Source organism: Paenibacillus sp. FSL K6-2862 (assembly GCF_038005125.1).
GTDB classification, from domain to species: Bacteria; Bacillota; Bacilli; order Paenibacillales; family Paenibacillaceae; genus Paenibacillus; species Paenibacillus illinoisensis_A.
Genome location: NZ_JBBOSN010000001.1, coordinates 1,188,722 through 1,213,013 on the forward strand (window position 1 = coordinate 1,188,722; position 24,292 = coordinate 1,213,013).

Annotated in this window: 19 protein-coding genes; 11 read left to right on the plus strand and 8 right to left on the minus strand. The window is 50.0% G+C overall.

The annotated features are described in order from the left end of the window. Nucleotides 1–148: 148 nt before the first annotated feature. Complete coding sequence (locus tag MHB82_RS05380; RefSeq protein ID WP_341174073.1) at nucleotides 149–1,468, plus strand: glycoside hydrolase family 125 protein; 1,320 nt, start codon at nucleotides 149–151, stop codon at nucleotides 1,466–1,468. A 135-nt stretch (nucleotides 1,469–1,603) separates the two neighbouring features. Here the strand turns inward: MHB82_RS05380 and MHB82_RS05385 are convergent, their stop codons facing one another. Both MHB82_RS05385 and MHB82_RS05390 read right to left on the minus strand, forming a co-directional pair. After that, nucleotides 1,604–2,659 (minus strand): Gfo/Idh/MocA family protein, encoded by a 1,056-nt coding sequence (locus MHB82_RS05385; protein ID WP_341174074.1) that lies wholly within the window; start codon nucleotides 2,657–2,659, stop codon nucleotides 1,604–1,606. Nucleotides 2,660–2,671: 12 nt separating this feature from the next. Continuing rightward, nucleotides 2,672–3,559, minus strand: a complete 888-nt coding sequence (locus MHB82_RS05390) for a TIM barrel protein (RefSeq protein WP_154892723.1) — start codon at nucleotides 3,557–3,559, stop codon at nucleotides 2,672–2,674. 129 nt (nucleotides 3,560–3,688) lie between these two features. Between MHB82_RS05390 and MHB82_RS05395 the strand changes: the two genes are divergently transcribed. The 4 genes from MHB82_RS05395 (at nucleotide 3,689) to MHB82_RS05410 (ending at nucleotide 6,875) form a co-directional block, all read left to right on the plus strand. Next, complete coding sequence (locus tag MHB82_RS05395; RefSeq protein WP_095360809.1) at nucleotides 3,689–4,585, plus strand: helix-turn-helix transcriptional regulator; 897 nt, start codon at nucleotides 3,689–3,691, stop codon at nucleotides 4,583–4,585. A gap of 73 nt (nucleotides 4,586–4,658) precedes the next feature. After that, nucleotides 4,659–5,978 carry a phytoene desaturase family protein gene (locus MHB82_RS05400; RefSeq protein WP_341174075.1) on the plus strand — a complete coding sequence of 440 codons (1,320 nt, stop codon included), beginning with the start codon at nucleotides 4,659–4,661 and terminating at the stop codon, nucleotides 5,976–5,978. After that, nucleotides 5,968–6,174, plus strand: a complete 207-nt coding sequence (locus tag MHB82_RS05405; RefSeq protein WP_341174076.1) for a sigma factor — start codon at nucleotides 5,968–5,970, stop codon at nucleotides 6,172–6,174. Before MHB82_RS05400 ends, MHB82_RS05405 begins: the two co-directional genes overlap by 11 nt. Next, nucleotides 6,171–6,875 (plus strand): sigma factor-like helix-turn-helix DNA-binding protein, encoded by a 705-nt coding sequence (locus MHB82_RS05410; protein WP_341174077.1) that lies wholly within the window; start codon nucleotides 6,171–6,173, stop codon nucleotides 6,873–6,875. Before MHB82_RS05405 ends, MHB82_RS05410 begins: the two co-directional genes overlap by 4 nt. A gap of 131 nt (nucleotides 6,876–7,006) precedes the next feature. Here the strand turns inward: MHB82_RS05410 and MHB82_RS05415 are convergent, their stop codons facing one another. Beyond that, nucleotides 7,007–7,690: a serine/threonine protein kinase gene (locus tag MHB82_RS05415; protein ID WP_341174078.1), complete on the minus strand. Its 684-nt coding sequence runs from the start codon at nucleotides 7,688–7,690 to the stop codon at nucleotides 7,007–7,009. A 258-nt stretch (nucleotides 7,691–7,948) separates the two neighbouring features. Between MHB82_RS05415 and MHB82_RS05420 the strand changes: the two genes are divergently transcribed. Continuing rightward, nucleotides 7,949–8,866 (plus strand): PD-(D/E)XK nuclease family protein, encoded by a 918-nt coding sequence (locus MHB82_RS05420; RefSeq protein WP_095289115.1) that lies wholly within the window; start codon nucleotides 7,949–7,951, stop codon nucleotides 8,864–8,866. 164 nt (nucleotides 8,867–9,030) lie between these two features. On the opposite strand, the gene ald is transcribed toward MHB82_RS05420, so the two are convergent. Beyond that, nucleotides 9,031–10,164, minus strand: a complete 1,134-nt coding sequence (ald, locus tag MHB82_RS05425) for an alanine dehydrogenase (protein ID WP_341174079.1) — start codon at nucleotides 10,162–10,164, stop codon at nucleotides 9,031–9,033. A 189-nt stretch (nucleotides 10,165–10,353) separates the two neighbouring features. Here ald and MHB82_RS05430 point away from each other — a divergent pair, with 189 nt between their 5' ends. Continuing rightward, nucleotides 10,354–12,024, plus strand: a complete 1,671-nt coding sequence (locus MHB82_RS05430; protein WP_341174080.1) for a PucR family transcriptional regulator — start codon at nucleotides 10,354–10,356, stop codon at nucleotides 12,022–12,024. 24 nt (nucleotides 12,025–12,048) lie between these two features. Here the strand turns inward: MHB82_RS05430 and MHB82_RS05435 are convergent, their stop codons facing one another. Beyond that, on the minus strand, nucleotides 12,049–12,330 hold the full coding sequence (locus MHB82_RS05435; protein ID WP_141236977.1) for a hypothetical protein: 282 nt from the start codon (nucleotides 12,328–12,330) through the stop codon (nucleotides 12,049–12,051). A 372-nt stretch (nucleotides 12,331–12,702) separates the two neighbouring features. Here MHB82_RS05435 and MHB82_RS05440 point away from each other — a divergent pair, with 372 nt between their 5' ends. Then, nucleotides 12,703–14,778 carry an nSTAND1 domain-containing NTPase gene (locus MHB82_RS05440; protein ID WP_341174081.1) on the plus strand — a complete coding sequence of 692 codons (2,076 nt, stop codon included), beginning with the start codon at nucleotides 12,703–12,705 and terminating at the stop codon, nucleotides 14,776–14,778. Nucleotides 14,779–14,812: 34 nt separating this feature from the next. Here MHB82_RS05440 and MHB82_RS05445 read toward each other — a convergent pair whose 3' ends face one another. Continuing rightward, nucleotides 14,813–16,537, minus strand: a complete 1,725-nt coding sequence (locus MHB82_RS05445; protein WP_341174082.1) for a sigma-54 interaction domain-containing protein — start codon at nucleotides 16,535–16,537, stop codon at nucleotides 14,813–14,815. A gap of 465 nt (nucleotides 16,538–17,002) precedes the next feature. After that, on the minus strand, nucleotides 17,003–17,926 hold the full coding sequence (locus MHB82_RS05450; RefSeq protein WP_341174083.1) for a proline dehydrogenase family protein: 924 nt from the start codon (nucleotides 17,924–17,926) through the stop codon (nucleotides 17,003–17,005). Nucleotides 17,927–18,126: 200 nt separating this feature from the next. Between MHB82_RS05450 and pruA the strand changes: the two genes are divergently transcribed. Then, nucleotides 18,127–19,674: an L-glutamate gamma-semialdehyde dehydrogenase gene (gene pruA, locus MHB82_RS05455; RefSeq protein WP_341174084.1), complete on the plus strand. Its 1,548-nt coding sequence runs from the start codon at nucleotides 18,127–18,129 to the stop codon at nucleotides 19,672–19,674. A gap of 100 nt (nucleotides 19,675–19,774) precedes the next feature. Further along, the gene (gene rpoN / locus MHB82_RS05460) at nucleotides 19,775–21,079 is read left to right on the plus strand and encodes an RNA polymerase factor sigma-54 (RefSeq protein WP_341174085.1); all 1,305 of its coding nucleotides are present in this window, start codon (nucleotides 19,775–19,777) and stop codon (nucleotides 21,077–21,079) included. A 141-nt stretch (nucleotides 21,080–21,220) separates the two neighbouring features. On the opposite strand, the gene MHB82_RS05465 is transcribed toward rpoN, so the two are convergent. Further along, entirely contained in the window at nucleotides 21,221–22,645 is a 1,425-nt protein-coding gene (locus tag MHB82_RS05465) for an aspartate ammonia-lyase (protein ID WP_095288886.1), read from the minus strand. A gap of 326 nt (nucleotides 22,646–22,971) precedes the next feature. On the opposite strand from MHB82_RS05465, the gene MHB82_RS05470 reads away from it, so the two are divergent. Next, a complete protein-coding gene (locus MHB82_RS05470) occupies nucleotides 22,972–24,249 on the plus strand; it encodes a methyl-accepting chemotaxis protein (RefSeq protein WP_095360797.1) in 1,278 nt (425 codons plus the stop codon). Nucleotides 24,250–24,292: the final 43 nt, after the last annotated feature.

Below are 24,292 nucleotides of genomic sequence, written 5' to 3' on the forward strand. Positions count from 1 at the left end.
CACTACATTTAATAACGTTATTATATATTATGATAACAAAAATAACAATAATCAAATATGCCTAAAAGGATATGCCGGTTTTGGAGAAGAACATTCAGCCATATCCAAACACCACAACCACATTTTCATGTCAGAGGAGACTAGATCCATGGAACAGTTCAGATTACCGAAGATTCCCATGCCTCATCTGGAGTTGCCGCAGGCTGTGCAAGATATTCTGGTGGAGGCGGACAAGAAGCTGCAGCACAGGCCGAGATTGCTCGCACAGTTCCGCAACTGCTTTCCAAGTACGCTCGAGACGACGACCAAACTGCTTGATGACGGGACAACGTTTGTCATTACAGGTGATATCCCAGCCATGTGGCTGCGTGATTCCGTGGAGCAAGTCATGCATTATGTGCCACTTGCAAAGGACGATGCAGCATTACAACGGATCATCGGCGGTCTGATCAAGCGGCATATGTTCTATGCTGACATTGATGTGTATGCCAATGCATTCAACGAAACAGCCAACGGCTGGCACTGGGATGCCAATGATGAGACAGAGATGTCGCCATGGGTATGGGAACGTAAATTCGAACTGGATTCCCTTTGCTTCTCGATGAAGCTGGCCTATGCGTACTGGCGTGAGACGGAATTGACGGATATTTTCGATGAACGCTTCAAAAGGGTGATGGAGAGTATCGTCCATCTCTGGCATACGGAGCAGCACCATGCCGAGCAATCTCCATACCGGTTTATGCGCCGTAATTGTCCCGCTCATGATACGATGCGTAATGCGGGGATGGGCATGCCTGTGAACTATACCGGAATGATCTGGTCGGGTTTCCGTCCGAGCGATGATGCCTGTGATTTCCACTATAACATCCCCTCGAATATGTTCGCTGCGGTGACCCTACGCCAGATGGGGGAAATCGCCAAATGGGTATTCCGGGACGAACAATTGGTTAGCGAAATGGCACAGCTTGAAGAAGAGATTCGTCATGGAATTTCTCTCTACGGCATATACAATCATCCGGTCTATGGACGAATCTATGCCTACGAAACAGATGGATACGGCAATCATTGCCTGATGGATGATGCGGGTACGCCTGGACTAATGTCCATTCCTTATTTGGAATATGCACCCGTGGAGGATATCATATACCAGAATACACGCAGGTTTATTCTGAGTAAGGAGAATCCGTTCTATTATGAAGGCCAAGCAGCAAAAGGGATCGGAAGCCCCCATACCCCGCCGGGATATATCTGGCATATGGCACTGTCCATGCAGGGACTGACCGCGGACAATGACGAGGAAATGCTGGAGATGATTGAACGGTTGGAAAATACGGATGCAGGGACCGGGTTCATGCATGAAGGCTTTCATGCAGATGATCCCGATACATTTACAAGACCTTGGTTTGCCTGGTCCAACAGCCTGTTTTCACAGCTCGTGTACAAAGCCATGCAAAAAGGAATTTTATAGAGGGGTATAAAATGGTTATACAGTTACACTCAAAACTAGTTTCATTCTGTAAAGATGCGGCAAAATACTAACCAAGCCAGCCCAACTCGCTCAGATTTGCGGGTTGGGCTGGCTTGGCTGTTTATGAAGCGCTCTCTACGTGTTTTGCATCAGATCAGCGATGAAAACTTTCTGCCCGGTGCGGGCACTCTCGAGGGAAGCGAGCACCATCGCCATGCTAAACTGATTGTCGCTGCAATCCGTTTCGGGCAATCTCCCGGATTCCAGCGCAGCAAACATGTCTTCGAGGCAGCCGTGATGTCCGCTTTTCTCCATGACAGGCAGCTGTCCTTCGATTCGCTCTGAAGGCTGGAAGAAGGAAGGCTTGCCGCTTGAATCCAGGTGCTCTGCTGCAACGACATCTGCATAAATGTCATTATGACCATCCCAGATGGCCGTACCTTTTTCCCCGGTTACACGCCATGATGCTTCCCACGAGGTTGGGGCGCCTTCTGCGCACCAGGACCCGCGGTAATTGAATACGGAGCCGTCGGACATTTCGAAGATACATAGCGCCATCGCATTGCCTGTGTACCAGGAGCCTGGAGGGTTGAATTCGTGACAATAGACCGATACCGGATTGGCTCCAAGAATAAGTCTGGCCTGATCAAACGTATGAATGGCCATGTCCAGCAGCAGCGGACTGTCCATCATATCCCGGAATCCGCCAAAATGGGGTCCGAGAAAGAAGTCTGCCCCAGCATAACCGACCTTACCAATGGTGCCTCCGGCAATGAGCTCCCGAAAGGCACGGATTCGAGGATCGAAGCGGCGATTCTGCATCACGGCCTGGATGCGGCCGGTTTTGCGAGCAGTCTGGACGATATCCCCGCATTCCGCGAAGGTTTCTGCGAGCGGCTTTTCGCCGAATACATGGCAGCCCTGCTGCAAGGCTGTCATGGCAATGCCATAATGACTTGCGGGAATCGTGACATCGAATACGATGTTGGCTTCTGTAGCTTGGATGGCCTCAGCGATATCCGTATATGTAGGACAGGAGAGACCATGGCGTGCAGCCAGGGCCATAGCATTTTGTTCTTGCAGATCGACAAGCCCTACGATCTCCGTGTCCGGTCTTTGCATGGCGTAATCGACCCAGGTGTTGGCCATGGCACCGCAGCCGGCGACAAGCACTCGATGTTGCTGACTCACTTGATCATCTCCTTATTCCGGATTGGGCACAAAATCTCCGCCGCGGCATTGTTTCAGATAGCGCAGAGCATGCACCTGCCCTGTCATTTCCAGTTCATCTTTGTATACCGGATCATGCCAGCCTTCGATGTCGATCGTTCCCTGGTAACCGTTTTGCCGCAGAATGGTGATGATGTCGGACCAATTGGTATCTCCGAAGCCCGGCGTACGATGCCAGACATATTCATGCGGACCATGAACCCCATATTCCTTGACGATATCCCAGGCAATGGTTGCGTCTTTGCCATGCACGTGAAAAACTTTATGCGCCCATTTGCGAAGCTGGGGTATCGGATCGATGAGGCTGGACATCTGATGGCAAGGCTCCCATTCCAGGCCGATGTTTTCTTCCGGAACAGCATTGAACATCATTTCCCAAGCCGTCGGATTATGTGCAATATTCCAGTCGCCCGTTTGCCAGGTTCCACCCATATCACAGTTTTCAAAAGCAATTCGTACTCCACGATCCGCCGCCCGGCGTGCCAGTTCCCCAAAGACCTCCTTGAACCGCGGGATGGACTCGTCAATGGGCTGATTCGTTAGTCGTCCCGTGAACCCCGAGACAATGTCTGCACCGAACAGCTGGGCATGATCAATAACCCGTTCCCAGCTTGCCAGTGTGTCTGCGTTGTCTCCGGCCCCGGTGAGCGGGTTGCCGAAAACACTGAGTGCAGAAATTTTAATATCATGTTCGTCTACCAGCTCGCGTACGCGCTTGGCTGTTTCGGCAAGATCCAGTTCACCCGTGGTTTGCCAGAAGGTCAGATTGAATGACTCGAAACCGTGTTTCATGATCTGAGGGATCACGCGGACAGCATCCGCTCCACCCACGAGGGTACCGATGCGTAATTGATTTTTCATGGTTGTATTTCACTCCAATATTGGCTTATAGTACTTCGTGACACACTCATTATAGCCGCGCATCTGCTGCATGGCTCTATACAATCTTGTGCAATATTAGTCCGATTTTGTGAGGAGGGGGAAGAGGTCTTGCTGGATCTGAAAGCGCTTCACGAAAATACCCGGATTGACCATAAATCACATCCATTTCAGTTGTTTCAGAATCGCTGCTCAGATATGAAAGCGGAGGAGTGTATCATGTATTTGCACTGGCATGAACACTTTGAGCTGATTGCCATGCGCAAGGGTCACGCTGTATTTCATATCGATAGTAGACCATACACGGCCGGGCCGGGCGAGGTGCTTGTTATTCCGGGAGGAACGCTTCATGTGGGTTATGCCCTGGAAGAGGGGGATGTGGAGTATGATTCGGTTGTTGTTAATGCGGCGTTATTCCATGATTTCACACATGATCCGCTGCATCTGCAGTACGTGGCTCCTTATCTGGAGGGACGGATTCGCTTTCCGGTGAAGCCGGCGGAGCAGGACAAAATCTGCCTGGACTACTACTCCCTAATCCATGAGGCGATTGAGGAGATGGTTATGCAGCCACCTGCCTACCAGCTCGTGGCCAAGTCCAAGCTGCACGCCCTGTTTACCATGCTGGCCCGTACCTTTATGCCCCAGCAGCTGCCGGGAAAAACAACGGGTTCATATTTCCCGAACCGCGAGCGGTTCAAACAACTGATCGAGCAGATTGAAGCCAATGCTGCGGAGAAGATATCCGTGACCGAAGCGGCCAGTCAGGTGGGGCTGAATACATATCATTTTTGCAAAATGTTCAAGAAATTGACGGGCCGCACCTTCGTCGAATACCTAAACGGATGCCGAATGACAGAAGCCGAACACCTGCTGCGAAGCAGTAATCTGACCATTACCGAGATTGCCGCCAGGGTGGGGTGCGACAATGCCAATTATTTTACGAAACTGTATAAACAGTATAAGGGAATGACCCCTTCCGAAGGTCGGTTGAACCGGAAAGGATGAGGGGAATGATTTTGGTCACAGAATAACGGCTCTAATCGTCATATGTGTATCCAATAGAAGGGATTGATATGACGTGAGACACAATGACAATGATCTCGTGTGGGACACTGTTATTATTGGAGCAGGTATCGCTGGATTAACTGCTTCTATATATCTGGCCCGGGCCGGGCAAAAAGTACTATTGCTGGAAAAAGGGAGAAATCCGGGAGGCCGTGCTGCTTCTACTGAACTGGCAGATGCCCAAGTTAACTTGGGTGCTCATGCGCTGAATAGAAGCGCACTCCCCATTTTGCGAGACATAGGTGTAATTCCTAATGGAATGGCACCCAAACCGCCGGGTAGCTTGGTTTTTGACGGAGAAAATAGTCGGGGTATGAACGTTTCATTGTTGCGTTTGTTGTTCGGTTCGCGCCTGAATAGTAGAGAAAAATTTCAGCTGCTTGGCTTCTATTGGTCTCTGAACAGAGCGGATGAATCTTCCCTGAACAGGGTCAGTCTGCAGGAGTATTTGGATACAAGGGTGCCTAGCCTGTGTGCGCAGCGTATTGTGCTTGCGCTTGTTCGGTTAAGCACGTATTGTGATGCCCCTGATCTGATAAGTGCTGGAGCTGTAATTAATCAGCTTAAACAGAGTCGGGTGTTGTATGTAAACGGAGGATGGCAGTCTCTTATCAATCAATTGACTACGCGGGCTCAGCAAGCTGGCGTATCCGTTCGTAGCGGTGTCTCCGTAAAAGAAATCCATGGCGCTAAGCCTCGGATTGAGATTAAACTTAAGGATGAATCCCGTCTAATTTCTCGGAATATCATCTCTACTGCTGGGCCAAGGAGTACATTGGCTTTTTTGAATCCTGCACTTACTGCCGCCGAAGAAGCACTTTACAGGCAGCTAGTTCCAGTTTACGCAGCGTGTCTGGATTTGGTTGTGACAGGGATGCCGAATCCCAAAACGACCTTTGTTCTGGGTGCCGACGCCCCGTGGTATTATTCTAATCATTCTGCCACGGCTTCATTATCCATTCACTCCGAGCGTAACGTTGTACACGTCATGAAGTATTTACCAGCAACAGGGCATTCCGATCCCAAAAGGGATGAATACGAACTGACTGGATTTCTGGATTGCATTCAATCAGGCTGGAGCAAGCATGTTGTCCGGAAGCGGCTTCTGCCACGAATGCTGGTTACTCATGCCGTTCCGACCGCCGCAACGGGCGGTCTCCAGGGGAGGCCGAGTCCGCAGATCAAGGGTCGTCCGGGTATCTATGTTGCTGGTGATTGGGTTGGGAGTGAGGGGATGCTGGTTCATGCTTCGCTGGCCAGTGCACGTGAAGCTGCTCGGATGATATTGGCAGATACAGACATCTATACAGAGGGGGCACAGGATGGAACTTGATGAAGTATACAGCAGGTACAGAACGCTTCTGTTTTCTATCGCTTATCGTATGCTGGGATCGGTCACCCATGCCGAGGATTTGGTGCAGGACACTTTTGTGACCTTGCAGCAGAAGGCCATACATCAGGAAGAGGGATACATCCGAGATCTGAAGGCTTATGCAGAATCGTTACGAACCGCTGTCTTGATTATTTGAAGTCAGCCAAGGCACAAAGAGAAGTGTACATCGGTCCTTGGTTGCCGGAGCCCCTTTTGCAAGAGTATACGAGCATCTCAGCATCAATCCGAGCAGAAGAAAGGGATCCATTTCAGACGATTGAGCTGGAAGATACGATCTCTTATGCTTTCCTTGTTATGCTTGAACGGTTGACCCCTGTCGAGCGAGCTGTATTTATTTTGCGGGAGGCATTCGTATTTGAATACGATGTTATTGCAGACTTCCTTGATAAAACCGAAACGGGATGTCGTAAAATCTTGAGTCGTGTCAAACAGAAAATCGAGAACGAATTCGAAATGGAATGGGTTCCCAATGCGAAGTCCGAGCAGTTGACCCTGCGTTTTCTTCAGGCTGCGTCGACTGGCGATATGGCTGAACTTCTCCAGCTTCTCTCGGATGATGTTGCGCTGTATAGTGATGGTGGTGGCAAAATCACGGCAGCTGTGAAGCCGATTGTATCCAGTCAACGCGTCATTACATTCATTGGAGGTCTGGTAGCCAAGGGAGACAGCCTGGTATCGGTACGGGTGGTTAGAATCAACGGACAACATGGTCTTCTGATACAGGTCCCCAATGAGGCTTCTCCAACAGTAGTCAGCCTGGCTATAAAAAACGGCCTCGTTCAAGAAATTTATATGATCCGAAATCCGGATAAGCTGCGGCATATAAGACTGAGATGATAATCCCATTACAATGTTGTATATTACAAATAAAACCCGGTTCTCACCCTTTATGGGGATGACCGGGTTTTTAAATTTGATACCGAAGGATATGTTCCGTGAAAGTACATTGTTGTGAGAGTAACCTTTTTTTATTTCATAAACCTGGCTAACAGACGATTTGCTTTCTTGGATAGGTCGTCCATCTTGAGGTTGGCCTGATCCAGCTGATTGTAGCCCCATTTGATCGTTTGCAGCATACGCGGGGAAATGGGCGTGCCTTTGATTCTTGGATAAATGTTGTGATAGGCCCAGACGAGATGTTCCCAGCGGTTGTCATTGCCTTCCTTAATGTACTCCGAGACATCTAGAACCTTCGCGCGTCCGTTCTGAAGAAGTACATTTTTGAGGTGAATATCCCGTGGGTTGAGGCCGCGGCTGCGTACAGCTGACCGCGCTTCGTCCACATCGATCATCACCTGTTCGGGAACCGGAATTCCTTTTTCCAGACACTCCAGCAGTGTTTCTCCAGGTTCATAACTGATGACCAGAATATTTCGGCCACAGCCGTAATAGGTGGGGAAGTAGGGTAATCCACGCAGCTGTTCGTAGACCCGCTTCTCGTTCTCCAGTTTCTCCAGGGCGTGATCCGAATACACTTTGAAGGCATATTGGGGCAAGCCGTCGTACGTAAAAACAGCCGCATCCGTACCTGTTCCGATGCAATGGATTCCTTCTGCATGGCCGATGATATTCACCAGCTCATTCCGGTCGCTGCCAATGACCTGGATCTGTTGCAAAGCCATTTCCGCCTGGAACCAATCCGGTCGATTCATGGGTGGTGCCTCCTTTTAGGATATGCCTGTACATGATTTGATTTGCAACATCCTGTCCTTTATTTAGTATATTATGCGTTTTGCTTCGCCATTTCATCTTTTGGTGATGATACTATATAAACGTTACGATTCGAATCGGAAACGGTTGCGTTCAATACAAAATAGTAGGACAGCTTGCAGCATTTTCACCCCATCCTATATACTGTGAGCATCAAGGGATCTCATACAGATCCGGTATACAGAAAGGCAGAACAGCTTATGGCACAATACCCGCAGTGGTCGTATTCGCAGTCGCGGGCAAGCATGTTCGATGAGTGCCTGCGCAAATATTATTATCATTATTACGGAGCCCATAACGGCTGGAAGACAGAATCGGCTGATGAGATGCAGGTTCGTCTGTACCGATTGAAACAGCTCAGCAATCTATATCTCGTCTTTGGTGACCTCGCACATCGGATGTGTGAGTCAGCAGTCCGAAGCAGGGAGGAAGGCAAAGACAAGCCGCGTGAATCATTTCTGGAACAAACGATGCGGAAGCTGCTTAATCAAGCCTATGTGGAGTCGATGGATCAGGATCAGTGGCGTCTGGATCCGAAGAATCGGGTGATGCTATCTGAGATCTACTACGGAGATGACACGCTGAATGACCGAATTGCAACGATTAAGGAGCGAGCTTCGGCTTGTGTAAGCCATATGTATCAGACGCTTACCTGGGAAGACCTGTCCCGGGCGAGTACGGATATTTTGGAGATTGAGAAATGGGACACCATGATTCTGCATGATACGCGAGTATACGTGAAGATGGACTTGTTGTATCGCCGCAGCAACGGCAACATTGTGATTGTAGACTGGAAGACGGGCAAGGAGGATGATTTCACGGACCAGCTCATGCTGTACGCAGCGTATGTCAGGGACCATTACCGGGTGCCGCTGGAGCAGATTGAGCTGCGAGTGGAATACCTGTTGACCGGGACACATCGCGAGTTTACGCCGACAGAAGAGGAGCTGCAGAAGGTCGAGGACAATGTGGGAAGATACATCGAAGAGATGCGTTCCTGCGTGGCAGATGAGTATCATAATCGTCCGAAGGACATGTCGTACTTTACTCCGATGCCTTCACGTCGTGCGTGCAGGGATTGTAATTTTCGCGAGGTGTGCAGCGAGCGGGCGGTTTGAATCGTTGGAATATCTCAGAATCCAGAACTTATAATCTAACAGAACTTGTTTCATGCAAAATAAACCGAGAAGCGCCAGTCCGGACAGCATATGCCCGGACTGGCGCTTCTGTTCGTTCCACAGGCGAGAAAGACAAGGTGCCCGGTGGAACGATCATATACAGATTACTGGACAGCGGCGGGATGCTCCAGCGCCTGTCCTGCAGGAACATAGGCATGCCCGAGATCCCGGGCCACTGCCTCATACGTGATATGTCCATTCAGCACGTTGACCGCGCTGCGAATGGATGCACTGCCGCGAATCGCGGAGGCTGCACCATGGTTGGCCAGCTGTAGCGCATAAGGCATGGTGGCGTTGGTCAGCGCCACCGTGGATGTGCGCGGCACCGCGCCAGGCATGTTCGCTACCGCGTAATGCACAACACCATGCTTCACGTAAGTCGGTTCATCGTGGGTCGTAATATGATCAATGGTCTCTACAATTCCGCCCTGATCAATAGCGACATCCACAATGACCGAACCGGGAGCCATCGTTTTGACCATCTGCTCGCTGACAAGTTTTGGCGCCTTGGCGCCGGGAATCAGCACCGCACAGATCAGCAGATCCGCTTCAGCGACCGCAGCGGCGATGTTGGATGCACTGGATACCAGCGTATGGATCTGGTTGCCGAATATGTCATCCAGCTGGCGCAGGCGATTCAGATTCAGGTCGAGGATGGTCACGTCCGCTCCGAGCCCAATCGCAATTTTGGCCGCATTGGTACCGACCGTACCACCGCCGATAATGGCCACTTTGCCGCGGCTGACGCCAGGCACGCCGGATAACAGAATGCCTTTGCCACCTTCGGTTTTCTCCAGCAGCTGTGCCCCGATCTGTGCCGACATCCGTCCTGCCACTTCACTCATTGGGGTCAGCAAAGGAAGAGTGCCGTTAACTTCCAGAGTCTCATATGCAATGGCAGTTACCCTGCTCTGAACAAGAGCCTTCGCCAGTTCCGGTTCTGCCGCCAGGTGCAGATAGGTGAAGAGAATCAGTCCGGGACGAAAATAGGCGTACTCACTGGCAAGCGGTTCTTTAACCTTGATAATCATGTCAGCTTCCGACCAAACGGATTGGGCTTGAGTCTGAATGACTGCTCCGGCAGCCTCATACTCGCTGTCTGTGAATCCGCTGCCCAATCCTGCACCCTGTTCAATCATGACTTGATGCCCTGCTCTGACAAAATCAGCCGTTCCTGCAGGGGTTATGGCTACACGGTTTTCATTGTTTTTGATTTCTTTTGGGATACCGATTCTCATGCCCATGCACCTCGTCCATTTAATGGTTGTCAACTTATACTACAAGTTTATGACCTGAGTAACGGTTTTGCACCTTACTTAATGTCTATGTTTCAAGAGATTCAATCAACATTATGTCGAAAAGGGCTGTTCAGGACATTTGTCCATGAATTATAATGTAAGAAAAAATAACACTACGAGGGATCGATATTGAGAAATGATCGTGTGTTTACGATAAAGGATCTTTTGGCGCGCCCTGTTTTTGCCAGAGCGCGTCTGGTTGCAGGAAGCGGGGGAACATCCCGTCAGGTTGGATGGGTTCATGTATTGGAGATTACCAATGTCTCTCCGTATGTCAGTCCCCATGATCTTATTTTATCCACAGGGCTGTGGCTTCAATCGGAAGAGGGGCGTGAAGAATATCTGCTCCAGCTGATTCATAGTGATGCGGCAGGATTGTGTGTGGAGTTTGGCACCAGCATTCATGGCATTCCCGAACAATTAATTGAACTGGCGGATCGACATCAGTTTCCGCTGATTGTATTTGAACAGCCCGTAAGGTTCGTGGAGATTACGCAGGATATTCATGCGCTGCTCATTAATCATCAGCATCAGCTGCTGAAGAGTCTGGAGGCATACTCCCGACAGCTGCAGCAGCGGACATTGCAGAGCACTGACATGTCTGCCGTACTCCATCTGCTTCATGAATATGCGGCCAAACCAGTTGTCTATATTTCGTCCATGGAGCCAGGCAGCTTTGTCCCGGGTCTTCCCCCGGAGATGGAGCAGGCCATCTATACCTGGTATGAACAGGAAGTAGAGCATTTGGATCTGAACGATTCGGATACTGAACTATGGTTTCGCATCGATGAACAGCATATGCTGCTGTGTCATCCGGTGGTCTGCTTTGGTCAGGTGTTCTCAGCTGTAGGCATGGTGGTGCATCCCTCTGCGCCAGTGGAATATCTCAAACTGCTGCTTGATTACACGGCGAAGGCGGCAGCCGCACTGACGCTTCGTTCCCAGTTTCTCGAAGAGAAGATGGTACGCAATCAGAATGAACTAATTCAGGACTTGATGAATGGTCATATTCATCAGGAAGAGCAGGCACAGACCCGAATGGGACTCCGATTGCTGGTGAAGGGACAGTACTGGTTTGCAGGAGGAGTAATTGAGATTGAGCATCAGCTGAGGGGGACCGGACGTGAACGGATGGAGGCGAATCATCAGGATATTCTGGTTTTGCTAAGATCCTTGCTGAAGAAGAACAATCTGCCGAGCTTGATCATGCTGAAAAATAACCAGGTCTACCTGTGCTGTGCCAAGGAAGAGAGTGCTGCATCCACCTCCCATAAGCTGGTTAGGTCCCTCGAAAGCATTATTGGAGATGTAAAACGCTTTGCGAGCCGCAACCTGAAGCAGGTTGCGATATATGCCGGGTTTGGCAAAATTCGCAACCGCTTGACCGGCATGCCGGACAGTCTTCAAGAAGCGTATCAGGTTATCGAAGTTTCACGTTCAGTGAGTCGGATGGAACATATTTACTTTTACGAACGTATGGGTATATATCAAATGTTGAAGGCACTGCCTCAATCCTTTCTTCAGCCCTTCGTGGAAGACCATCTCGGTGTGCTGATCGAATACGACCGTGCACATCATCTCCAGCTTGTGGAGACGCTTGAAGCCTACTTGCGGAATTTTGGTTCCAAGCGTGACGCTGCTGCCCAATTGTTTATACATCGACAGACGTTGTACAACAGATTGGAGAAGTTGGAAGAGCTGATGGGACCTGGTTTTATGGACCAGGGGAGAAGAATGTGCCTAGAGATGGCGCTGCTTGCTTACGCGATGATGGAGGATAAACAGACTTATCAATCTTGATGGTGGGAAGCATCGAAGTGTGGTTTAGTAGTTTTTGCCGATACGGCGGGATGGACGCAGCTGTGGCAGTATCGAACGACCAGACATGGAACGCCTGCCGCGAAAGAGTTTGGGTTGACCTGTTGAGGGAGCAAGTGATAATGATGTGGGGGCTGCCAATCGGTACGGAGGCGACGTTCGATCAGAACGGTCCTCTGCCTCAGCCTCATGGGATAGAAATTCGTGTTCCTTCAACCAATCAGCCAGCTTTTCATGTTGGATTCCGAGTTGTCCGCTCAGATTACAGATATCGAGTTCTTTTCTCACACAAATCCGCCTTTCCTGGAATCATTATGGTTTTGGAAGGGAAGCAAGAAGTTTGAGATTGGTAAGTGCTTATGTACTTCAGCATCAGGTATTGGCAAATGCAACTAGATTGGTGTGCTCGATTGGCGGAACAGTGAATTAGGTTTAAGCGATGGTAAGACATTATAGAAAATGAAGTGCATGTATCCCGTGTTAAACGTTTGCATGATGCTGTTCGGGACCTATCCATAATTTGGCTTTCTTTAAGATTTTATCATTTCATAGATTAGTGCGCGTCTCAATATAGTCTCAATTTTGCAAGGGAATGGCCTATATGGAGCATTTAGATAATGCTGAGAGTAAAAGTACCAGTATCTAGTACGGAGGGCACAAATGGGAAACAGTAGTGAGGTACAGAGCGATAGACACTATGACCGTGGCAAACGTTTTGTAGGACGAGTCAAGGAATTAATGATTCTGGATCGCTGGTTTGACCATCCGGAAGCACCTTTGACCATTTTTTCGGTAACGGGAATGGGAGGGATCGGGAAATCCTCCTTGCTCTCGGAGATGTTGTCGGTATCCCGTAATCGGGGGGCTACGTCCATATGGATGGATGGCAGATCCTGTGGTTCAACCCCCTCGGTCTTTCTGGAGTATCTGTCCTCGACATTGGGACTGGAAATGATGGGGAGTGAGGGCCATCTCCGGCCACTTAGCCGTCTGAGTGAGACGTCGGTTCACAAGAGACTGGTCATTGCGGTGGATAACTATGAAGAACTTGCCTTGCTGGAAAGTTGGTTTATGGAGGTTTTCGTCAATAAACTCTCCTCCAGCGGGGTGCTGATCATATTGGCCTCACGATCCGAACCGGCTACGGCATGGCGAATGCATCCACGCTTGAGGCAGCACTTGGTGCAGATGCCGCTTCAGCATTTCACGAATGAAGAAGTATCGGAGTACATTGCTGGTGCAGGACTCGTGAATATCAGCATGGCAGGCACGATTGCACGAATGACGGACGGGCATCCGTTTGGACTTGCTCTCGCGGTGGAAGCTGCCGATCATCGGCGAAACGTACCTCTTGCGGAATGGGCCGAGCTATCCTATATGATCAGTGCACGCTTACTGCTCGAATTGACGCTTCCAAGTTTGCATCCCATGATTGAGGTGCTCACGCTGCTCGAAACCGCCAATCAGGAATTGTTATCCTCGGTTCTGCAAACGGAAGTGACGCTCGGTGAATATCTGGCGCTGAAGCGAATGTCATTCATCCGCTCCGTTCCGGATGGCCTGGCGCTGCATGACCTGGCCAGAGTGCATCTGCTTCGGGACTTTCGTCAGCGTGAACCACAGCGGCTGCAAGCCATGCGGGTACGTATCGCTGGCTTGTTACTGCCCCTGCATGCACAGGCCGGGCCACATGAGCAGCGGCAGATTGCCCGGAGAATGCTCCTGCTCTGCCAGGAATCCATGCTTCAGCATCGGAAATATGCGGATGTATCTACCGATGCCCTTTTTTCACCGCTGGAGGTCATGCGGGCAGGAGACCTGCCCTTGCTGCACAGCTTATTGGAGGAATGGTGCGAATACAGTGTGGAGCCGTGGCAGGCTGGGCCTTATCGCCCATTTCTGGATGAGCTGGCACAGCGTTACCCTGAAGGAATTGTGCTGATGCGTGATCAGAACGGGGAGCCGATTGCCATGTTTATTACGGTACTTGTCCACCGGGAGAGCAGTGAGATGCTGTTAAGATATTTTCCGGCGGAAATGGAAGAATGTTTTAGCCCGCAGGAACTGGCGTGCGATCCGGATCAGACAGATACGCATTTTGCCGTACTGGCTGCTGCCCGTGATAACGTACCCGGATACAGACGTGAAGAGCTCGTGGGCTACATGTCGCTGGACAGGCTATCCCTTCTGGGTGATGGAGCAAGAGTCATGCTGGTGGCAACCAATCCGAATCTGAAGCTGTTTTTACAGAGCATCGGTTTTCGGATGAGAAGAACGCATTCCCGTATCTGTGACCGATATGAGGATCAGGCTGATGTCATGGATCTGGATTTGCGAAATGGATTATTTGGAGAATGGGTTATGTCCTTGCTGGATCCCGAGAAACAAGGGAGCAGGTTGCCTTACGAAGCGACGAGTAACGGAACGGAACGGATTACGTGGTCTGAGTCGGATTTGCGAAAAATGCTGGCGCATTTGCACTCCCCGGGGGAACTGCATACGTATGCTGCGCGGGTGAGTGGTCTAAGAGACGGGATACAGCTGCAGATGCACGTGCTGGATCTTCTGGAGGGGCGCGCACACGGAATTTCCCAGCAGGATCAGATGCTCCTCTATACAGCGTACTGGACTCATGCGGGTAACCCAACAGCCGCAGCCCAGGCCTGCTCCATGAGCCGGGCCACGTTTTACCGCCATTTGCGAACCGCACTGATTCGTCTTGCACGAGTGTTATAACTGGATATGGATCATGAAATACAGAAGAGGCTGGTCATAGACCAAGCCTCTTCATTCGGTTATAGAGCGTGGCTCTGGAGATGCCTAGCTGCCTGGCGAGTGTACGCTTATTGCCACCTGCCAAGATCAGACACTGATGCAGGAGATTCGCTTCATATGAATCCAGCATTTCCTGATAAGACAAGGGGGAGACTTCGAAGGACCCGCTCTCGTTTCCTTTTGCAATGGTATCCGGAGATTCGCTGGTTGATGAGAGCATCGGTTGTACCGGTATAACATGCAGCAACGCATTCTCATCCGCTGTGGAGGAACGAGGCTGTATGAGTGAGGTAAGGGATTCCGGCAAATATTCAGCTTTGACCTCACCATCTGTTGTAAGAATGGTAATCCGCTCTATCACATTGCGAAGCTCCCGTACATTGCCTGGCCATTCGTAGCTGAACAGCAGCTTGAATACTTCGGGAGGAACGAGTTCAATGTGACGGTTATAGAGCAGGGAGAACTCTTGAAGGAACGTCTGGGTCAGTTCATATATATCTTCCTTGCGCATGCGCAAAGGAGGGATGATGAGATTGATGACATTCAGGCGATAGTATAGATCTTCCCGAAACTGGTTTTTGGCAATCATGTTCATCAAATTCTGATTGGTTGCCGCGATAATTCGGCAATTCGCCTGTTTCATGCGTGTTCCGCCAACGGGGAAGTAGCTTTTTTCCTGAAGGACCCGCAGCAGCTTCACCTGCAATTCCAGCGGCATTTCGCCGATCTCATCCAGGAAGAGCGTACCGCCTTCGGCCAGTTCAATTTTCCCCTTTTTCCCTTTGGGATCAGCACCGGAAAATGCCCCTTTTTCATAACCAAACAATTCACTTTCGAACAGTGAAGCGGGAATGGCACCGCAGTTGATGGCGATAAAGGGCGCGGATGGTGACTCGCGCAGGTCATGAATGGCTTTGGCAAACAACTCCTTGCCTGTTCCGCTTTCACCCAGTATGAGCACGGTGGCTGAAGTACTACTAATCTTGCGTATGGTCTCGAGACACTGTTTAATGACCGGACTGCTGCCTTTGATACCGGCGAACGGATCGGAATCCGGACGCAGCCGCGCCACGGCCTTCTCCAGGTGCTGGACTTTGGATGTCATATGTAACAGTTCCTGATGCAGGCGGATTTCAGTTGTTATGTCCACTTCGGCAGCTACCGCACCCACGATACGTCCATCAAGAACCACTGGACGTGCATTGATGAGAGCGAACAGATCCGGACGGGGCTGGTGCTGTTTACGGTAGACCGTATCGCCCGTGTACAACGTCTTGAGCGATTGAAGCCGGTCAGGCGGGAAGAAGTCTGCTGCCGGCTGTCCAATGATGTCCTCTTTGTTAATGGAGAAAACACGCTCTGCATCCGTTGTCCAGTAAGCCACCTGGGCTTCTTCATTAATCAGGGTGAGTGCTGTACCTGCCGTTTCAATGGTGGTTTCAAAATAAGCCTCCATGAGGCGATGGGCTTGCAGCATGTGCTGCAAAACATCAGTTACTTCAATATATCCAACAGGGGAGCCTTCATCCTGAACCAACAGGTGGGGGCTTTCGCTAAAATAGGGAATGGCTTCGGGTAGTGCAGTGGTTGAAGAAATAACAGGCAAGTGACTACAATCCTTTAGCCTACTCAGGTCTGTCCGCAGAAGAGACATCACATCTGGAAGCAAATGTTTCATCCGTTTCACCTCGGGTTCGAGCATGATAATCAGAAACGACACTTGTGTGCCATTACTTGCAATGCGAATCGTTGGGCAGCTATAAACCATAATGAATGGTTAGCCCTATTATAGCGGCACAAATAAGTTGTGTATATATTTTTTGACATGAGGTGTAGGTGTTATAGGGAGGGTTAAATAATATAAAAATTAATTAGATTAGTATACGCTTACATACGAATAAGTTGCTTCTATACGCTATTGTTCCTAAATTGTCTGAGCATTTGAAGTCATAGGGAGGTGAAGTTATATAACACCAAGCTGATGGTCACTATTTTTTGAACATTCATCAGTGTCTTAAATATTGGACATTTAAATTTGGGGTTTCTTATTTTTTAGACATTAGCAGTGTGGAAGGGGGCATGACAGAGGGGATAAAAAAACCATGCGACCTGAGAAAACAGGGCTCACATGGCTCCATATATTTGCTTCACTGCGGTCAATCGAACCAGGAAAGGGAAAGTCTGATTATCTAAACATGTTTTTGACAACCATCCAGAGATTGGCCGGCTTCTCGGCAAGGCGGCGAGTGTAATACGGATACCACATGGTTCCATAGGGTACATAACAGCGAATGCGATAACCTTCCCGTGCAAGTCGCTCCTGTTCGCTCATGCGCAGCCCGTACAGCATCTGGAATTCAAACGCATCTGGGGAGATGCCTCGGTCTCTGGCATACTGTTTGGTCCACGAGATAATGTGGTCATCATGCGAAGCGACCGCTGTATAGACACCTTGATCCAGATGCTGGCGGATCATGGATTTGAATTGATCAATGACTTCGGAAGCATTCTGATATGCTACGGCTGCGGGCTCTTTGTAAGCGCCTTTGACGAGGCGAAGCCGAATGCCTTCACGAATCATGTCCCGTGTATCCTGTTCGGTACGATGAAGATAGGCTTGCAGTACAGTTCCCGTGTTATCAAGTCCTTCTGCATGCAGGCGGCGGACAATATCCAGCGTAGCCTGGGTGAATGGGCTGTCCTCCATATCAATTCGGACAAACAGATGATGCAGCTTCGCCTGTGCCGCTACGGATCGGATATTCCGGTAACCCTCCTCCGGATCGAGCGCAAGGCCCATCTGGGTTGGCTTCAGGGATACGTTGGAGTCTGCCCCTTGGCGAGCTATGCCTTCCACGAGTCTTATATATTCATCACGATACTGGGCAGCCTCGCTCAACCTTGTGATGCCTTCCCCGAGATGATCCAGTGTGGCCATGATGCCTTTGTTGTTAAGGACCCGAATCTCCTCCAGTGCCTCCTCCAGTGTGCTGCCAGCGATAAACTTACCTGCCAGCTTTTTGCCGTATTTGATGGACAGATTCTCCACAGCCTTATTGCCTGCAACGGTCAGCAGTGTTTTGCGGTACATTTCCGTTCCGATACTCACGCCAGTTTCCTCCTTAGGGATCATGCTTCTAATAGCCGTTTAATGAAGCAAGAATCGTGCCAGATCACTTATTTTATTAAAATATTCATTCTTAATCGGAGTTGGCACGGATCTTGCTACATATATTGGATGAGAGTGAAATAGCATGGTAAATCAGGCGAGCAGCCAGCGATTCCAACATCCTGAAGGAGGAATTATTCATGAATATCCCTTTTGTTAACGAACCATTTACGTCCTTTGCTGTACCAGCGAACAAGGAAGCCTTTGAGAGCGCACTTCGCAAGGTGGAATCTGAGCTCGGACAGGAATATTCCATTATTATCGGCGGGCAGAAAATAACGAGCAGCCGCACGTTAACCTCCGTTAACCCGGCGGCTAAGGACCAGGTGATCGGAACGATTTTTCAGGCAGATCAGGAGCTGGCAGAGCAGGCAATTCAGACAGCAGCAGAAGCGTTTCGTACCTGGAAACATACAGATCCGAACGAACGCGCGCGATATCTGTACAAAGCAGCTGCGCTTATGCGCCTGCGCAAGCATGAATTCTCTGCATGGATGGTGTATGAAGCAGGCAAAACATGGCCGGAGGCAGATGCAGATACAGCGGAAGCTATCGATTTCATGGAGTTCTATGCAAGAGAAATGCAGCGTCTCAGTGAACCCCAGCCCCTGACCCGAATTGCAGGCGAGGATAATGAACTGACCTATATCCCGCTTGGCGTGGGGGTTGTCATTCCACCTTGGAACTTCCCGCTGGCCATTATGGCTGGCATGACTTCTGCCGCGCTCGTATCGGGTAATACAGTTGTCTTGAAGCCGGCCAGTACGACACCGGTGATCGCAGCCAAGTTCATGGAACTGCTCACTGAAGCAGGATTGCCGGATGGCGTAGTGAACTATTTGCCAGGCCCGGGCAGCGAAGTGGGCGATTATCTGGTGGATCATGCGCTGACCCGCTTTATCAGCTTCACCGGCTCGAGAGATGTGGGTCTGCGGATCAACGAACGGGCTGCCCGCACAGCTCCAGGGCAAAAGTGGATCAAACGGGTGATTGCAGAAATGGGTGGAAAAGATTCCATTGTTGTGGACAGCGAGAGTGATCTGGAACTGGCTGCGGACTCCATTACCGCTTCGGCATTCGGATTTTCTGGACAGAAATGTTCCGCGTGTTCCCGCGCCATTATTCATAAGGATGTGTATGATGAGGTATTGCAGAAGGTCATTGAGCGTACGAAGAAGCTCACGATGGGCAGTCCGCTCGAGGTAGGCAGTCATGTAGGACCAGTTATTGATGACAAGGCGTATGCCAAGATTAATGAATATATCGAAGTGGGCAAGGGCGAAGGCAGGCTTGTGTTGGGCGGTGGTACAGGGGATGTTCAAGGCTATTTTATCGAACCGACGATTATCGCGGATGTTGACCCGCTGGCCCGAATTGCGCAGGAAGAGATTTTTGGACCTGTACTCGCGTTTATCAAGGCAGATACGTTTGAGGAAGCTCTTCATATTGCTAACAACACGGATTATGGCTTAACAGGTGCAGTCATTTCACGGAATCGTGCTCATCTGGAACTGGCGAGACGGGAGTTTTTTGCTGGCAATTTGTATTTTAACCGGAAATGCACAGGTGCTTTGGTTGGCACGCATCCGTTTGGCGGATTCAACATGTCAGGCACGGACTCCAAAGCGGGCGGAAGAGACTATCTGCTGCTCTTTACACAAGCGAAGCTCGTCTCCGAAAAATATTGAGGCGTACAGTGGCTGATGCTTGTAGTCAAGCATTTACTTTTGTACTCTTTTTCCGGAAAATATAATTCAAATTCCAATCCGCGCAGAAGGAGGGAGAATCATGCTGGAGATGCAGCTGGTTCAGCAACAGCGTGTTCGGCTGTCCATGACGCCAGAGATGAAACAGTCCATTCATTTGCTGACGTTGTCCGGTCAGGACTTGAACCGTTATTTGCAGGAAGCAGCCGAAGAGAATCCGGTACTTGAAGTGGAGGAGCAAGCTGCACCGCTGGTTCGTCTCCCGCGGAAAGGAAATCAGAGAACGTTCGCTTCCTACGACCCGCTGCTGCAGGTGAAAAGTGCTGAGCCAACGCTTGAGCAGCTGCTGTCTGCTCAAATTCGCTTGCTGGATCTCCCGCCTATGGTGAAGGTAACAGCTGAATATTTGGCGGGGTGTGTCAATGACGACGGTTATCTGAAGACAGATTTGACTGAATTGTCATCCGTACTTGGCATCTCTGTGGATAGGCTGCAAGCAGGGTTGGATATCCTCCAGTCGCTGGATCCCGCAGGCGTTGGAGCACGCAGCTTGCATGAGTGCTTGCTGCTTCAGATCCGCCGGGATTCGTCAGCCGTTGTCCATGCCGAGCAAATGGTTCAGGCCGGACTGGGGGAACTCGTACCCTTCCATCCAGGGAAAGCGGGAACGAGGCTAGGGATATCCTCACGTGAGGCACAGGCTGCGTATAATTACATTACGCAGCTTGACCCCAAACCCTGTCGTTCCATTGGATGCCAAGAGCGTCCCCGTTACATTATTCCAGATGCCATGGTGGAACTGCGGCAGGGCGAGATTTATATCGGGCTCCATTCGGCAGGGAACCTTCGTGTATCCATGAATAAAGCATGTTCCCACTGGATTATGCATGAAGCTTCGGACGAAGTCTGGTCGGCGAGGGCAGCGGAGGCGAGAGCCATTGTTCGCAGTGTGCAGCTGCGGCGCAGAACCTTGATGCGTGTTCTCACCGCAGTGATGAGTGAGCAGGTACATTTTTTGCATGAAGGGCCCGCTGGTCTGAAACCGCTCAGTCTGGCTAACGTTGCCGAGAGGATTGACATGCATGAGTCCACGGTGAGCCGTGCCGTTAGCGGGAAATATATACAGACCTCTCATGGGGTGTTTGAATTGAAGTCCTTTTTTTCTACAGGCATTGAGACGGCATGCGGAGATCCCACTTCTGCATCAGTGGTTAAACTTCGCTTGAAGGAACTCATCCGTACAGAGCAGGTTAGCCGGCCGTATTCAGATAGTCAATTGGCAGCGCTGCTCGCCGGGGAGGGGATCAGGATCTCCCGCAGAACAGTGGCAAAGTACAGGGAGGAGCTGCAGATCCTGCCTTCGCTTGAGCGCAAGCGCTGGAGTTAATAAACCTTCATGCCTTAATGTCTTCATTCTTGTTGCATTAGTGTTATAACACCATAAAGCCCCTGCATACCGGATTAACGGTGTGCAGGGGCCTTCTGTTTGGATTCATAATCATGATGAATTCGAGTCAGTCAAACCTCATTACATATTGTGCAGGAAACGCTCACCAGCAATACCTGGGGTAGTCATCTGTTCCGGATGCATGATTTCTTCGAGCTCCTCTATGGTGAGCAATCCGCGTTCCAGAATGATTTCTTGGAGCGAAGCACCCGTTTTCAGGGCTTCCTTCACAATGGATGCTGCCACGTCATAGCCCAGATGCGGGTTGAGTGCCGTAATGACGCTGAAGCTTTGCTTCATGATCAGTGCACAGCGTTCACGGTTTGCTTCCATTTCCTCCACAGCATAACGGGTGAACACGTCAATGCCGTTATTCATGATTTTCAGGGATTGCAGCAGGTTGAACGCGATGACAGGACCCATTACATTCAATTCGAATTGTCCGGCTTCACACGCCATGCAGATGGTATGATCGTTCCCCATGACCTGGAAGGAGACCTGATTGATCACTTCGGCCATAACCGGATTGACCTTCCCTGGCATGATGGAAGAACCGGGCTGACGGGCCGGAAGGCGTAGTTCATTGAATCCTGCGCGCGGTCCGGAAGCCATCATGCGAATATCGTTACAGATCTTGGACAGGTTGACTGCGCATACCTTGAGGGCAGCAGACAGCTCCATATAAGCATCCGTATTTTGAGTGGCATCGACGAGATCATCAGCCGTCTGCAGCTTCAGTCCGGTAACATCGGACAAATGTTCCGTGACCTTAACGATGTACTCCGGTTTGGCATTGAGGCCTGTTCCTACTGCCGTAGCTCCGAGGTTGATCGTCAGCAGGCGGCGATTCGCAAATTCAAGACGCTCCATATCGCGTCCCAGCACCCGCGCATAGGCACCGAATTCTTGTCCCAAACGGATCGGCACGGCATCCTGGAGATGGGTGCGTCCTACTTTGACGACATCATTGAACTCCAGTTCTTTTTTTAGAAAAGCATCTTTCAGACGCTGCATGGTATCAAGCAATGTTTCAGACAAACGATACGCCGCGATCCGCAGTGCTGTTGGAATGACATCATTGGTCGATTGGGACATATTCACATGGTTGTTGGGATTGCAATGGAAGTAATCCCCTTTGTTTTGCAGCAGCAGTTCCAGTCCGCGATTGGCCAAAATTTCATTCATATTCATATTCATGGAGGTGCCTGCACCGCCCTGAATGGAGTCAACTATAAAATGATCCAGATGATGACCTTTCATCATTTCTTCAGCGGCCATCACGATGACATCGCCAATTTTCGGCGGCAGCATTTTCAGCTCCATATTCGTGATTGCGGCAGCCTTCTTCACGGCAGCGAGGGCTGTAATTAGCTCCCGGTGCACAGGTACACCGGTAATCGGGAAGTTTTCCACGGCCCGCACCGTCTGTATACCATAATAGGCATAAGCAGGAATTTCTTTTTCACCAATAAAATCTTTCTCCGTCCGTGTGGACATTGTAGACATTTCTTTCGCCTCCAGTGGCATCCAAAAATAGGTCAGCTCCGGCGATGCCGAAGCGCACTCAGTATATCATTTAAGCAAAATGGATGCCAGGCTAAATGATTTTACCCAAGTTGCCGATAATAATTTAAATTAGGGGGATTAACCTGGCTTGGTACTGGGTGAATCGAAGTGTAACAAACTTATCTTATAAATTATGCACCACAAGGATGAAAAGGTATTCGTGTGGGACAAGATGGGTTCCTGATTCAGCGTTTTCAGTGATGTAGATCACATGTTTTCTGGTCGATGATTGGTAAAATAGGAAAAAAGGACTACGAGGTGTGAGCATGAAATGGACTTTAGGCGCAAAGACAGTCGCAGGTCTGGTACTCATTTCGATTATTACATACGGGACTAGCGGCTTTTTTATATTCTTCCTCCAGGACTGGCTCTCTTTCTCCATGCCAAGCTGGTTGTACATCACCTTAGTACTCATATTAGGAGTGTGCTGGAACGGAATTCTGGGATGGTTTGCCTCACGCTGGCTGACACGCCCGATTGTTCACCTGTCCAAGGCAGCTCAGCAAGTTTCGTCAGGGGATTTGACAGCTGAAATTCCGGAGCGCCGTACACAGGACGAGCTTGCCGTTTTATATGACGCATTTCGCGCGATGGTCGTTAATCTAAGAAGTATTGTAAACGATATCTCGGATAGTACACGTACGACCTCACAGAATGCGCAATCGCTAAGTGAAGCCATTACCCAGGCAGCTGAACAGATCGAAATGATGTCGGAAGCGGTGGATCACATTGCCGTAGGGGTAGAGGAACAAAAAGAGACCTCACAGCATTCACTGATTACCGCAGATGAGATGCTGAATGATTTTCAGCGCATGCATACCCAATCGATCGGAATGACAGAGATGTCAGGGCAGATGGAACGGTCGGTTGATCAAACGAAGCAGACTTTCTCGTATCTGATGAAAGGCATGGATGAGCTGACCGTATCGCATAATCGTTCCCGTGACATCATGGTGCTTCTGGAGAAGGAAGCTTCGGATATTGAAGCCATTACGCAATCGGTCAAAAATATCGCCGAGGAGACAGCGCTTCTTGCCCTCAATGCATCCATTGAGGCAGCGCGTGCCGGGGAAGAGGGAGCAGGCTTCGCTGTAGTTGCCCAGCAGATTCGCAAGCTGTCGGACGAGAGTACACAATCGGTTCACCGGATTAACGAATTGATCAGTCGTGTTCAGCAGCGTATCCGCGATACAGCACAGCTGATTCATGAGCAGCACGGTCTTGTCGTGAATGAATCCCAGCGCACCATTAACGTCGATCAGACACTGCAGGAGCTGACCGGAACGGTTGAGGTGTTCATGAAAGGCGCTCATGAGATCGGCTCCAAAATTGCAGAGCAGACCGTTCGGGTTGAACGGACGCATGGTCACGTCAAACAAATTCAAGGAAACGCCGGCTCGTTCTCGGACGAGGCCAGACGGATTATGGATGCCGCTCATGAGGAGACGGCAATCATGGAGGAAATCTCCTCTTCCGCTGAAGAGTTGAGAGAATTAACGAATCGTTTGATGGATAAAACAAAAGCATTTCGGATGCAGCCATAAGCTGTGTCCGGGGTGTTTTTTTCTTTATATGGATAAACCCGAA